This window comes from Micromonospora sp. NPDC000663, from assembly GCF_042898105.1.
Taxonomy (GTDB): domain Bacteria; phylum Actinomycetota; class Actinomycetes; order Mycobacteriales; family Micromonosporaceae; genus Micromonospora.
In genome coordinates this window covers 467723-480673 of the sequence record NZ_JBIAYR010000003.1, presented here as the reverse complement: position 1 = coordinate 480673, position 12951 = coordinate 467723, and the positions used below count along the sequence as shown (strand labels likewise).

Below are 12951 nucleotides of genomic sequence, written 5' to 3'. Positions count from 1 at the left end.
GCGACCCCACCGTCCCCGCGTGACCGTGACGGCCGCGCGGGGACCGGTGGTCAGCCCGCGAGGGCGACCACGCCGCGCAGGTCGCGGACGATGCCGGTGATCTCGCCGGTCTCCGGGTTCCAGCGTGCCAACCCGGCCGGGTCCAGGCGGAGCAGCACAGCGCCCCTGTTGTCCCAGCCCAGCACGGGGCAGCAGCCCTTGGCGCGGTCCCGGCCCAGGTCGAGCAGGTGGGTCACGGCACCGGTGCGCGCGTCCAGCACGGCCGCCCCCTCCGCGCCGTCGATCTCGCCGCTGACGATCCACGCCCCGGTGGCGATCCGTCCACCGTGCAGCCAGCCCCGCCCGTAGAACTCGTTCACCTGGTACGGCGCGGGCAGCGCGTCATCGGTGATCCGCTGTTCCGAGCGGAGCGTGGCGTCGCGGGCGGTCCGGCTGCGCAGCGTCAGGCCACCCCGCTCGCCGATCATCTCGATCAGCGCGGCCTCGCGGCCGGCCGACGGGTCGGGTGCCACCACGTCCCAGGCGGACACGTCGATGGTGCTCGCCGCGTCGGTGTCCCGCTCCACCGTGTACGTCCGGTTGTCGCCGCCGACAAGCACCCGGTCGCTCGCCCAGACCACCAGCTCCAGGTAGCCGTCGAGCGGGATCCGGCGTACACCGGCTCTGGTGAGGTCGACCATGATCAGCTCGTTGGTCTGCGCGAACGCGGCCCATCGGCCGTCCGGCGACAGTACCCCCGGTTTCACGGCGGCGGCCTCGTTGCCGCCCGCGTCCCGGGTGGGCGCCAGCGTCACCACGTCCAGACCGCGTACGACACCGTCGTCGCCGAGGACCCGGACCGGTCCGACGGCACGTCCCTCCTCGTCCAGGGGCTGGTACAGCGCCAGCGCCTGCCGGACCGGCCGCTCGGACAGCGGCACGGTCGGCGGGTCGGCGAGCCGGGCCAGCGGGTCGGGTGGGTAGGTCAGCTCGGCGGGGGGCCGCTGCACGGGACCGGCGTGGGTGGGTTCGACGGTCGGGGTCGGGGCCACCGGGTGGTCCGGTGGAGGATCGGCAGGTGGTCGGAGCACGGCCACCGTGCCGCCGCCGATCAGTGCCACGGCCAGGGCGACCGCACCGACCGCCCGCCGGGTACGCCTGGTGCGCCGCGCCCGGTCCCAGCCTGCCGTCGCGGGTTGGCTGGGCAGCACGTCCTCGACGCTGACTGTCAGAAGTCGACGGAGATCCTGCTCGTTCACGGGTTCACCTCCAGGCCTGTGGCTGCCGCGCCCGGGGCCGGCCGGGTGTCCACTGTGAGGTCCGGAGCCACCTCGCGGAGCCGGCGCAGGGCGGCGTGGCACTGGCTCTTCACGGTGCCGACGGTCACCCCCAGCGCCTCCGCGGTGGCGACCTCGGTCAGGTCCTCGTAGTAGCGCAGCACCAGGACGGCCCGCTGCCGCGGCGGCAGTTGCCCCAGCGCGTCGTGCAGCGTCAGCCGCAACGCGCCGTCCCGGTCTGGGGCCACCTGTTCCGGCGGCGCGGCGCTGAGCCGTTCGCGGCGACGGCGACGCCACCAGGACACCGCGTCGCGGTAGAGGATCGTCCGCACGTACGCGGCGGGGTCGCCGTCGCGTACCGACGACCAGCGCAGCGCCAGCTTCAACAGGGCGTCCTGGAGGAGGTCCTCGGCCTGGTGCCGGTTGCCGCAGATCAAATAGGCCGCGCGCAGCAGCCGGTGCTGGTGGGTCTCCACGAAGGCGAGGTAGCCGTCGCGGCCGTCGTCGTTCGCCGTCGATCCCATCCGCCCCCCCTTCCGGCCGTCGCGTCGCGCGTCACCTGGCAGACGCACGGGGAGAGGGAAAAGGTTGGGTCAGTCCTCCGGCCGCCCGGTCAGGTAGCGCTGGAGAGTCGGCCCGATCCAGGAGACCAGGTCCTCGGGTGCGGCGTCCACCATGGGCGGAAGACGGACGATGTAACGGGTGAAGGCGAGGCCGAGGATCTGACTTGCCACCAGGCCGGCGCGTCGGCCGGTCGTCCGCGCCTCGGTGTCGAACGTGGCGACGGCCGCGGCGAGCTGGTCGGCGAAGATGCCGCGCATCCGTTCGGCCGCGCCCGGGTTGGTGCTGGCGGCGCGTAGCAGCGCGACGAGCGTCTCGTCTCCCTCCCAGCGGGCGAGGAAGTGCCGGATCAGCGCCTCGCCGAGTTGCGCGGGAGGGACGGCGGTCAGGTCGGGCAGGCGCAGGTCGAACTCGGCCGCCGCCGCGAAGAGCCCCTCCTTGCTGCCGTAGTAGCGCATGACCATCGACGGGTCGATCCGGGCGTCGGCGGCGATGGCCCGGATGGTGGCGCGTTCGTACCCGTCTGCGGCGAACCGTTCCCGGGCGGCTCGCAGGATCGCCGCCCGGGTGGCGTCCGAGCGGCGGGGACGGGCGGGAGCTGTCATGTCAACGACCGTATGCCAACACCTGTTGACACGCAATCGACGGGCTTCTACCGTTGCCAACAAATGTTTGCCAACGCGTGTTGGCAACTGTCGTTCCGGAGGTGGCAATGCTGCCCACGAGTACCGACGTCCTGGTGGTGGGGGCGGGCCCCACCGGCCTCGCCACCGCGCTGACACTCGCCCGACGCGGAGCCGACGTGACAGTCCTCGACCAGGTCGCCGCCGCGCCGGTGACCTCCCGGGCGGCGGTCGTGCACGCGTACACCCTGGAGGTGCTGGACCGGATCGGCGCCGCGGCTCCGCTCGTCGCCCAGGGCGTGCGAGCGCCGCGCTTCACGGTCCGCGACCGCGACCGGGTGCTGCTGGCGGTCCCGTTCCACGGGTTGCCGTCCCGCTTTCCCTACGCGCTGCTGGTCTCCCAGGCCGTCACCGAGAAGGTGCTCACCGACCAGTTGGCCGACCTGGGCGTGCGGGTGCGGCGGCCGTGCCGGCTGACCGGCCTGAGCCACACCGCCGACGGCGTACGCGCGCAGGTCGACGGCGCCGAGCTGCGCGCCAGGTACGTGGTCGGTGCGGACGGCCTGCACAGCACCGTCCGGCAGGCGGCAGGCATCGGCTTCACCGGCCCGAGCGACGAGGAGTCCTTCGTGCTCGCCGACGTACGCGTGCACAGCGTGCTGCCCCGCGACGAGGCGGCGCTGTTCCTCGCCCGCCCCGGGCCGCTGGTCTGGGCGCCGCTGCCGGACGGTGTGGTCCGGATCGTCGCCGCGGTACCGACGGCACCCGCCGAACCGGACGCGGCGTACCTCCAGGCGCTGCTCGACGAACGCGGCCCGAGACGGCGGCCGGACCGGGTGACCGCTGTGCTGTGGGGTTCCCGGTTCCGGGTGCGGCACCGCATCGCCGACACCTTCCGCGCCGGTCCGGTGCTGCTCGCCGGGGACGCCGCGCACGTGCACAGCCCTGCCGGCGGTCAGGGTATGAACCTGGGGATCTGCGACGCGGTGGCCCTCGGTACCGCGCTGGCCGACGTGCTGGACGGCGGATCCGAGACGGTCCTGGACGGGTACGACGCCCGGCAGCGCCCGATGGCCGAGGACGTGCTGAGCTTCGCCTCCGGGCTGACCCGGCTGGCCACCACCTCCCCGGCCCGCCGGCCGGCCCGCGACGTGCTGCTCCGGCTGCTCGGCGGCGTGCCACCGGTCCGGCGGCGGATCGCGCTGCGCCTGTCCGGGTTGTCCCACCGGGAACGGGCCACGCACTAGACGGCACCCCGTCGAAGGGTCCGCCACGCCGCCACGCTCACCAGCGCGAACGTGGCCGCGGCGGCGCACATCACCGGCACCGTCCCCGATGCGGCGGCGACCAGTCCGGCGAGTGCCGCGCCGACCGGAGCGGTGAGCAGACCCACCATCCGCTGGGCCGCACCCACCCGACCCAGCAGCCCCGCCGGCACGTGCCGCTGCCCGTACGACGCCCACAGGCTGTTCCACACCACAGTCCCGGCGGCGAAGACGGCAAGCGCGAACCCGCCCGGCACCGGATGCCGGGCCAGCGCGAACCCGCCCAACGCCACGGTCTGCGCGGCGAGCACCGCGCACAGCGCCCGCACCGTGCCGAGCCGGGCGGCGAGCCGACCCGCGCCCAGTGCCCCGGCCAGGCCGCCGACGATCGCCGACGCGGCGAACAGCCCGTACCCGGCCGGCGGCACGCGCAGCACGTCCAAGGCGTACAGCACCAGCACCGCCATGAGGCCGCTGATCGCCAGGTTGCACCCGGCGGCGAGCACTGTGACGTGCCACAGTGTCCGGTGGCCACGCAGCCACCGCACTCCCTCGACGATCTCGCCCCACACCGACCCGCGGGGCGCGGCGGATCCGGCGGTCGGGTCGGCCACGGGCGCCGGGGCCAAGGCCAGTGCCAGCACGGCGGCCACCGCGAAGGTGACGGCGTCCAGAGCGAACGGCAGGGCCGGTGCGACGGCGAAGAGGACACCGGCGGCGGGCGCACCGAGGAAACCGCCGGCCACCGCCGTACCCGCCTGGAGGCGGCCGTTGGCCCGGGGCAGCGCGGCCGGCGCCACCAGCGCGGGAAGCAGTGCGAACGAGGCCGAGTCGAAGAGCGTGCCCAGCGCGGCAAGGAGGAACGCCGCCACCAGCAGGGCCGCGATGCCGGCCCGGTCGACGGCGACAGCCACCGCCAACGCCGCCACCACCCCGGCGCGTATCCCGTCTACCAGGGCCATCGTCCGACGGCGGTCCCAACGGTCGGCGTACACGCCGCCGAGCAGGCCGAAGAGCAGTGGCGGCACCTGCGCGACCAGTGTGACCGCGGCGATGACCCGGGGGTCGCGGGTCAGCGCCGCCGCCAGCAGGGCCAGAGCCGGCGTACGAAGCGCGTCCCCGAACCGCGACGAGACGGTGGCGCACCACAGCAGCCGGAAGTCCCGACCGAGAACGGAAGCTCTCATGCCGGAGACCGTGCGGGTTCGACCGGGTCGAGGGTCAAGCCGCCGCGAACGGGGGACGCGCCCGTCGGTGATCATCGGTACGGTGGGCGCCGGTATTCGGGACCGGGGGAGAAAACAGGCGTGGACCACACCTTCCAGGTCGACCTCCGTGGCGTGGTCGACCTGCTCAGTCACCACCTCTACGGCAGCCCGCGGGTCTACGTCCGCGAGCTGTTGCAGAACGCCGTGGACGCGATCACCGCACGGCGCTCGACCGAACCGGACGCGCCCGCCCTGATCCGCATCGAAGCCCCCGAGCTGACCGGCGACGGCACGTTGCGGGTACACGACACGGGCATCGGCCTCACCGAGGCGCAGGTGCACGAGCTGCTGGCCACCATCGGCCGCAGCTCCAAGCGGGACGAGCTGGGCTTCTCCCGCCACGAGTTCCTCGGCCAGTTCGGCATCGGCCTGCTCTCCTGCTTCCTGGTCGCCGACGAGATCCAGGTGCTCACCCGCAACGGCGAACACCCCACGGTCCGCTGGACCGGGTACGCCGACGGCAGGTACGCGGTGAGCGTCGCACCGCCGGAGGCCGCCCGCGCCGAACCGGGCACCACAGTCACGCTGGTGCCCCGCCCCGACGCCGACGAGTGGTTCACCACGCCGACGGTCACCGACCTGGCTCGCCTCTTCGGTTCGCTGCTGCCGGTCACCGTGCGGGTCGGTGACGTCGTCACCACCACTGGCGAGCCGCCGTGGCCCACCACGCCGGGGGCACCTGTCGACCGGGCGGCCCTCGTCGCGTACGCGAGGGAGACGCTCGGCGTCGACCCGTTCGACGTGCTGCCGTTGACAGTCGCGGAGGCCGGGCTGACCGGTGTCGCAGTCGTCCTGCCCACCCCGGTGAACCCGGCCGCCCGCGCGGGACACCGGGTCTACCTCAAGCGGATGCTGCTCACCGAGCACGCCGACGGGCTGCTGCCGGACTGGGCGTTCTTCGCCCACTGCGTGGTGGACGCCACCGAGCTGCGCCCCACCGCGAGCCGCGAGGCCCTCTACGAGGACACCCTGCTGGCCGCGACCCGGGAGGCGCTCGGCGACCAGGTACGCGGCTGGCTGGTCCGGCTGGCCCGGCACGACCCGCACCGGCTGGCCGAGTTCCTCCAGGTGCACCACCTCGGCGTTAAGGCGTTGGCGCTGCACGACGACGAGATGCTGCGGCTGGTCGACAGGTGGTGGCCGATGGACACCAACGTCGGCACGCTCACCCTCGCCGAGTTCCGGGAACGCCACGGCGTCGTGCGCTACGCGGCGAGCCTGGACGAGTTCCGCCAGCTCGCCGCCGTGGCCGCCGCGCAGGACCTGGCGGTGGTCAACGCCGGCTACACGTACGACACCGAGCTGATCGAGCGGCTGCCGGCGGTGGACCGCTCGGTGCTGATCGAGCGGCTGGAACCGAGCGACCTCACGACCCGCTTCGAGGGCCTCGACCCGCAGGTGGAGCTGGCGCTGCGGCCGTTCCTCAGCGCCGCGCAACGGGCCGTCGAACGGTCCGGCTGCGAGGTGGTGATCCGCGCGTACGACCCGGTGTCGCTGCCCGCCCTCTACCTGGTGAGCCGGTCGGCGGCGTTCAACGAACAGCTCGCGGCCAGCCGGGACCGGGCCGACGAGCTGTGGGGCGGCGTCCTCGACGCGCTCGCCGCCACCGCCCCACCGGACCGTCCACAGTTGGTGCTCAACCACCGCAATCCGCTGGTCCGCCGGGTCACCATGCTGGCCGACCCGGAGTTGGTGGGGCTCGCCATCGAGGCGCTGTACGGGCAGGCGTTGCTGCTCGGTCACCATCCGATCCGCGCGGCCGACGCGGCGCTGCTCAACGATTCCTTCCTCGGCCTGCTCGGCCGGGCCGTGCCGGGACGGGAGTGAGCATGAGCGACGAGGATCTGTGGCGGGCGTTGCGCGGCATCACCGACATGCCGTACGGGGCGGGGCAGATCGCCGCCCTGGAACAGTTGCTGCGCCGGGTGGACGCCGCCGACGACAGGCACCTGGCCTTCGTCACCCGGATGCAGTCCACCGTGGGCTACATCTACGGCGGGGAGCCGGCGAAGTCCTTCGTGACCTTCTCCTGGTGCCTGGCCGAGTTCGACCGCGACCCGCAGCCCTACCACCAGCGTCACCTGCACAACCTGCTCTGGCACTTCAAGTACATGATCTCCGGTCTGCTGAACTTCCCCGAGGTGCCGCTGGACCGCACGTACGCCGTGCTCGACGACATGGAGCGCCGTTACCGGGCCGGCGGGCACAGCCTGCAGACCGTCCACAAGCACCGGTTCCGGGTCGCCGACCACGTGGGGGACGCCGACGCGGCAGCGCACTGGTACCGGCTCTGGCAGACCACACCGCGCGACGACCTCTCCGACTGCGCCGGCTGTGATCCGACGAGCCAGGTGGGCTACCTCGCTGACAGCGGACGGGATGCGGAGGCGGTGGCACTGGCCGAGCCGGTGCTCGCCGGCCGGCTCAGCTGCAACGAGCAGCCCCAGTCGATCCTCACGGCCCTGCTCCTGCCGTACCTGCGCACCGGGCGCGGTGAGTCGGCGCGGGACGCGCACCGGGAGGCGTACCGCCGGCTGCGCGGCAACCTCGCCAACCTGTGGGACATCGGCGACCACATCGAGTTCTGCACGATGACGGGCAACGAGGCGCGTGCGGTGGAACTCGTCGAACGGCACCTGGACTGGCTGGACCGGGCACCGTCACCTGCCGCCGCCATGCACTTCGCGGCGACGGCAGCTGCCGCGTTGCGCCAGGCCGGCCAGAGCGGCGCGGTGACCGTGTACCGGCGGGCCGCCGAGGGCCGGCCCGCCGGCGAGGTGGCGGCACTGGCGCTGGCCGACGAGTTGACGCGGACCGCGACCGGGTTGGCCGCACGCTTCGACTCCCGCAACGGCACCACCCACCAGTCGGAGTGGATCGCCCGCCGGCTCGCCGTGCGGCCGGACGGCCAGCATCTGCCGCTGTCCGCGAGCGTCCGCCGACGCGCACCGCGCCCGATCGGGCAGGAGCCGGCCCCGGTGCGTGCCGGCGCGGAGCGGCAGGCCGAGGCGCCGGTGGTTGTCGTGCCCGCCGACGCCGGCCCGGACGAGCTGCTGGCTCTCGCCGAGCAGAGTTGGGGTCGACACGACCCGGCGAGGTTCCGGGCGGCGCTGGCCGCCTACGACGAGCGGTTCGGCTCCGAGGAAGTCCCCCCGCGTACGGCAGCGCACCGGCTGGCGATGCGGGCGGCCGAACTCGGCGACGAGGACGACATCCCGGCTGCGATCGAGATGAACCGGGCTGCACTTGAGCTGTACCGCGAGGCAGGTGAGGCGGTGACCGCCCACGTGGTCGCCGGACGGCTCGGAGTGCTGCTGACCCGCTCCGACGACGACGCCGACGAGGGGTTGACGTTGGTCCGGGAGGCCGCCGAGGCACTGGACCGGGACGGCGACGCCCGGCAGCGGTCCGCCGCCCACGACCGGGTGGCGTTGGCGCTGCTGCACCGGGAACGCTGGGCGGAGGCGCTCGCGGCCCTCGACCTGGTGCCCGCCGACGCCGGTGGCGATCCACACCTGGCGGCCCGGATCGCGCTGCACCGCGCGCACCTGCTGGAGCAGTCCGAGCGGGTCGAGGAGGCGCGCGCTGCCGCCGCCGAGGCCCGCCGGATCGGCCGTGAGCTGGGCGTCGGCGAACTGGTCACGGCTTCCTGCCTGACGTACGCCCGTACCGTGGACGATCCCGCGGACGCGGTGGACGCCTGCGACGAGGCCCTGCGGGTGGCACCTGCGGACGCGGAGTTGCCGGTACGCGTCGCCCGCGCCCGCGCGCTGCTCTCCGCCGGCCGCGCCCCCGAGGCGGTGGACGAGTTCGTCGAGGCGGTGACGCTCTGCGTGGAGCGGGGCGCCGAGGGGGACTCCTTCCTGCGCTGGGAGTTGGCGAACGCGTACCGGATGGTGGGTCGGCTCGCCGAGGCCGCCGAGGTCGCCGAGGAGGCCGTGCTCGGTCTCGACCGGATGGGCGCCCAGGCCGAGGCGGACCGGTGCCGGCACCTGCTGGCCGGCGTGTACGCGGGGCTCGGCGAGATCGACCCGGCGCTGGCCCTGCTGGAGCAGTTGGCCGGCAACCTGGACGGCCCGGACAACCTCCCGCACCGGGCGCAGGTGCTGGAGGAGGCCGGCGGCATCCTGTACGACGCGGACCGGGACGCCGCCGGTGCCGAACGGTTCGCGGCGGCGGCCACGGCGTACCGGCTCGGCGGCCTGCCGCTCGACGAGTTGCGGGCGCGCCGGCGGGAGGCGTACGCGTGGTTCTGGGCCGACGACCGGTCGGCGGCGATCCGTGCCGTCGAGCAGGTGGACGGGTTGGCGGCGACGCTGGCCGGGCAGCCGGATCCACCTGTGACGTACGAGTTGGCGATGGCCGCCGAGGCGGGCGCGCGGGTGCTGACGGCCGAGGGCCGACCGGACGAGGCGCTGGCCCGGCTCGACGGGGTGCCGGACCGGTTGCGGTCGATCGAGGCGTTCGGCGAGGCGGCGCAGGTGGAGACTCTCACCGGTGAGCTGCTGCTGCGACTGGACCGGCCGGCCGAGGCGGAACAGCTCCTGCGGCGTGTCCTCGGTGGGCTCCCGGCCGACTCGCGGCCGGTCCGCCAGACGGCCTGGCTGCTGGCCCGCGCCCTGGACCTGCTGGACCGGCCCGACGAGGCGGCCGCCCTGCGGACGGAGCACGACCTGGACGCGGACGACTGAGCGGGCAGGGGTGTGCGCGACCCCTCGCTGACCGGCGACCCACCGTGGTCGGTGCGCGGTCTACGCTTGCCCGGTGACGGTGGAGCAGCAGGCACGGGGGGCGGCGGGCGCGGGCCGGCGCCGGTCCCGCAAGGACGAGATCCTGGAGATCGCGGTCGGTCTGTTCGCCGCCCGGGGCTACCACGGCGTGTCGATGGACGACATCGGCGCGGCCGCCGGAGTCACCGGTCCGGCGCTCTACCACCACTTCGCAGGCAAGGAGGCGATGCTTGCCGCCGCGCTGATCCCGGTCAGCGAGGGGCTGCTGGCCGGCGGGCGCGAACGCTCCGCCGGGCATCCGGACGACCCGCGCCAGGTGCTGGAGTCGCTTATCGACTTCCACGTCGAGTTCGCGCTTGCCAACCCGGCGGTCATCGCCCTGCACCTGCACGAGTTGGACCGCCTGCCCGACGAGCCACGGCGGCGGATCCGCCGTCTGCAACGGATGTACGTCGAGGAGTGGGTGACGGTGCTCACCGCGCTGCACCCGGGTATGCCCGACGGTGAGGCGCGCGTGCTCGCCCACGCCGCGTTCGGCCTGATGAACTCGACGCCGTTCCTCGGTGGCGAGGTGGACCGGCGACGCCGGGCCGAGTTGCTGCGCGGCGCCGCCCTGGCCGCGCTGCTCGCCTGAGTCGACTCGTCACCGGCGTACCGGTCATGGTTTCCTGACTCCGTCCCAACATCCGGACGCCGGGAGGAAAACATGATCGAGTCACTGCTGGTCGCCAATCGGGGCGAGATCGCCCGCCGGATCATCCGTACCGCCAGGCGACTCGGCATCCGCGCGATCGCTGTGTACTCGGAGGCGGACGCCGACCTGCCGTTCGTCGCCGAGGCGGACGAGGCGGTCCTCATCGGCCCTCCCAACCCGGCGCTGAGCTACCGCAACACCGAGGCGATCCTCGCCGCCGCGAAGTCGACGGGCGCGCAGGCCATCCACCCCGGGTACGGCTTCCTGTCGGAGAACGCCGAGTTCGCCCGTACCGTCGAGTCGAGCGGCCTGATCTGGGTCGGGCCCGGCGCGGACGCGATCACCGCGATGGGCGACAAGATCAACGCCCGGAACCTGATGGCGGCGGCGGGCGTTCCGGTCGCGCCAGGGACCACCGACCCGGCCGCCGACCTGGACGCGGCGGTGGCGGCCGCCGCCGAGATCGGCTACCCGGTGATGGTCAAGGCCGCCGCCGGGGGCGGCGGTATGGGCATGGGCGTCGCAGTCGACGAGGCCGCCTTGCGCACCGAGTACGACAAGGTGCGGGCGTTCGCGGAACGGATGTTCGGCGACGGGTCGGTGCTGATCGAGCGGTACTTCCCCCGGGTGCGCCACGTCGAGGTGCAGATCCTCGGCCTGGCCGACGGCCGGGTGGTGGCGCTCGGCGAGCGGGAGTGCTCGGTGCAGCGGCGCAACCAGAAGCTGGTCGAGGAGTCCCCGTCCCCGGCGGTCTCGCCGGAGCTGCGGGAGCGTTTCCTGGCGGCGGCGGTGCGCGCCGGTGAGGCGGTCGCCTACCGCAACGCGGGGACCGTGGAGTGCCTGCTCGACCCTTCCACGAACGAGTTCTTCTTCCTGGAGATGAACACGCGGTTGCAGGTGGAGCACCCGGTGACCGAGTACGTCTACGGCATCGACCTGGTCGAGGAGCAGTTGCGGGTGGCGTCCGGGCTGGCGCCGACCTTCGACCCGGACGCGTTGACCCCGCGTGGGCACGCCGTCGAGATGCGGATCAACGCCGAGGACCCGAAGCGTTTCCTGCCCGGCCCCGGCGTGGTGAAGACCTGGGTGGAGCCCACGGGCGAGGGTGTCCGGGTGGACTCCGGCTACACCGAGGGCAACACGGTCACCCCGTTCTACGACAGCCTGCTGGCCAAGCTGATCATCAGTGGCGCGACCCGCGACGAGGTACTGGAACGGGCGAAGGCCGCGGTCGCCGCCTTCCAGATCGAGGGCCCGAAGAACAACGTCCCCTTCTTCACCGAGTTGCTTGACAACGAGGAGTTCCGTTCCGGCGCCTACGACACAGGCATCGTCTCCCGCATGCGCTGACCGACCAGGTCGTCGGCCGGTCTCCCAGACGGCCGCGCCGCCGAGCCCCGACGGTCCGGGACTGGTACCCGCGCCCTTTGCTCTGCTTACCTGGAGGCGACAGCGGTGGTGCGGATACGGGATGGTGGCCGTTGCGTACAGGTAAGCAGAGCAAAGCGGCCGAACAACCCGACCCGACCCGACGCCACAGGTCCCGATCCGACGTCACAGCGAGGTGACCGATGAGCCATCTGCCAGATTCCGTCTCGATTCGTGAGGTCGGGCCGCGCGACGGGTTGCAGAACGAGGACCCGATTCCGACCGACGCCAAGGTGCGGCTGCTCGACGCGCTCTCCGGCACCGGCGTACGCCGGATCGAGGCCGTGTCGTTCGTGCATCCGAAGGCGATTCCGCAGATGGCCGACGCCGACGAGGTGTGGCAACGGGCCCGGAAGGCCGACGGGGTGCGGTACTCGGCGTTGGTGCCGAACACCAGGGGCGCCCAGCGGGCCCTCGCCGCCGGCTTCACCGAGATCGAGGTGGTGGTCTCGGCCAGCGACACGCACAACCGGCGCAACGTCAACCGCTCGACCGAAGAGTCGCTCGACGACATCGCCGAGCTGATCGACCTGCTGCACGGCGCGTCCGCGCGGGTCGAGGTGATCGTCGCCACCAGCTTCGGATGCCCCTACGAGGGGGACGTCGACCCCGCGCGGGTGGCGGGCATCGTGGACCGGGTGGTCCGCGACGGCGCGGACCGGGTGGCGTTCGGCGACACCACGGGCATGGCGACGCCGCGCCGGGTCCGCGAGCTGGTGACCGCGGTACGCGACCGCAACGCGCACGTGCCGGTGCTGCTGCACTTCCACAACACCCGGGGTACGGCGCTCGCCAACCTGCTGACCGCGCTGGAGCTGGGGGTGACCGAGTTCGATGCCAGCGTCGGTGGCCTGGGTGGCTGTCCGTACGCGCCTGGCGCGAGCGGCAACCTGGCCACCGAGGAGGCCGTGCACATGCTGCACGACATGGGCATCGACACCGGGATCGACCTGGCGGCCCTCATCGAGGCGGCGGAGCTGGCCGAGGAGTTGCTCGGCAAGAAGCTCCCGTCGGGCGTGCTGCGGGCCGGGCCGCGTACCCGGCTGACGCCGATGCCGAGCTGACCGTTAGCTGCGCGATCCGTTCGGTGACGCGACGGAGGGGCCGGCGCTGCCGGCCCCTCCCG

The 12951-nt window shown here is 73.4% G+C and carries 10 protein-coding genes; 6 read left to right on the top strand and 4 right to left on the bottom strand.

From position 1 onward, the window contains the following. Nucleotides 1-50: 50 nt before the first annotated feature. The 3 genes from ACFY1S_RS14500 to ACFY1S_RS14490 form a co-directional block, all read right to left on the bottom strand. The gene (locus tag ACFY1S_RS14500; protein ID WP_387117154.1) at nt 51-1238 is read right to left on the bottom strand and encodes a hypothetical protein; all 1188 of its coding nucleotides are present in this window, start codon (nt 1236-1238) and stop codon (nt 51-53) included. Beyond that, nucleotides 1235-1780 (bottom strand): SigE family RNA polymerase sigma factor, encoded by a 546-nt coding sequence (locus tag ACFY1S_RS14495; protein ID WP_364370079.1) that lies wholly within the window; start codon nt 1778-1780, stop codon nt 1235-1237. Before ACFY1S_RS14495 ends, ACFY1S_RS14500 begins: the two co-directional genes overlap by 4 nt. Nucleotides 1781-1849: 69 nt before the next feature. Further along, nucleotides 1850-2422 carry a TetR family transcriptional regulator gene (locus ACFY1S_RS14490; RefSeq protein ID WP_387117149.1) on the bottom strand — a complete coding sequence of 191 codons (573 nt, stop codon included), beginning with the start codon at nt 2420-2422 and terminating at the stop codon, nt 1850-1852. Between the two features lie 107 nt (nt 2423-2529). Here ACFY1S_RS14490 and ACFY1S_RS14485 point away from each other — a divergent pair, with 107 nt between their 5' ends. After that, on the top strand, nt 2530-3687 hold the full coding sequence (locus tag ACFY1S_RS14485; RefSeq protein ID WP_387117146.1) for an FAD-dependent oxidoreductase: 1158 nt from the start codon (nt 2530-2532) through the stop codon (nt 3685-3687). Here ACFY1S_RS14485 and ACFY1S_RS14480 read toward each other — a convergent pair. Beyond that, nucleotides 3684-4892: an MFS transporter gene (locus tag ACFY1S_RS14480; protein WP_387117143.1), complete on the bottom strand. Its 1209-nt coding sequence runs from the start codon at nt 4890-4892 to the stop codon at nt 3684-3686. The two genes, ACFY1S_RS14485 and ACFY1S_RS14480, sit on opposite strands and share 4 nt — an antisense overlap. A gap of 120 nt (nt 4893-5012) precedes the next feature. On the opposite strand from ACFY1S_RS14480, the gene ACFY1S_RS14475 reads away from it, so the two are divergent. The 5 genes from ACFY1S_RS14475 to ACFY1S_RS14455 all read left to right on the top strand — a co-directional run bounded on the left by ACFY1S_RS14475 (nt 5013) and on the right by ACFY1S_RS14455 (nt 12889). After that, entirely contained in the window at nt 5013-6800 is a 1788-nt protein-coding gene (locus tag ACFY1S_RS14475) for an HSP90 family protein (RefSeq protein WP_387117140.1), read from the top strand. 2 nt (nt 6801-6802) lie between these two features. Then, nucleotides 6803-9664 (top strand): hypothetical protein, encoded by a 2862-nt coding sequence (locus ACFY1S_RS14470; RefSeq protein ID WP_387117137.1) that lies wholly within the window; start codon nt 6803-6805, stop codon nt 9662-9664. A gap of 73 nt (nt 9665-9737) precedes the next feature. Continuing rightward, a complete protein-coding gene (locus tag ACFY1S_RS14465) occupies nt 9738-10337 on the top strand; it encodes a TetR/AcrR family transcriptional regulator (protein WP_387117135.1) in 600 nt (199 codons plus the stop codon). 72 nt (nt 10338-10409) lie between these two features. After that, nucleotides 10410-11747, top strand: coding sequence for an acetyl/propionyl/methylcrotonyl-CoA carboxylase subunit alpha (locus tag ACFY1S_RS14460; RefSeq protein WP_387117133.1), 1338 nt, complete (start codon nt 10410-10412; stop codon nt 11745-11747). 230 nt (nt 11748-11977) lie between these two features. Then, entirely contained in the window at nt 11978-12889 is a 912-nt protein-coding gene (locus tag ACFY1S_RS14455) for a hydroxymethylglutaryl-CoA lyase (protein ID WP_387117675.1), read from the top strand. Nucleotides 12890-12951: the final 62 nt, after the last annotated feature.

Bases quoted from the DNA above. Each gene is read 5' to 3' on its own strand.
- ACFY1S_RS14495 (WP_364370079.1), bottom strand. From the start codon at position 1,780: ATGGGATCGACGGCGAACGACGACGGCCGCGACGGCTACCTCGCCTTC.
- ACFY1S_RS14490 (WP_387117149.1), bottom strand. From the start codon at position 2,422: ATGACAGCTCCCGCCCGTCCCCGCCGCTCGGACGCCACCCGGGCGGCG.
- ACFY1S_RS14485 (WP_387117146.1), top strand. From the start codon at position 2,530: ATGCTGCCCACGAGTACCGACGTCCTGGTGGTGGGGGCGGGCCCCACC.
- ACFY1S_RS14480 (WP_387117143.1), bottom strand. From the start codon at position 4,892: ATGAGAGCTTCCGTTCTCGGTCGGGACTTCCGGCTGCTGTGGTGCGCC.
- ACFY1S_RS14470 (WP_387117137.1), top strand. From the start codon at position 6,803: ATGAGCGACGAGGATCTGTGGCGGGCGTTGCGCGGCATCACCGACATG.
- ACFY1S_RS14460 (WP_387117133.1), top strand. From the start codon at position 10,410: ATGATCGAGTCACTGCTGGTCGCCAATCGGGGCGAGATCGCCCGCCGG.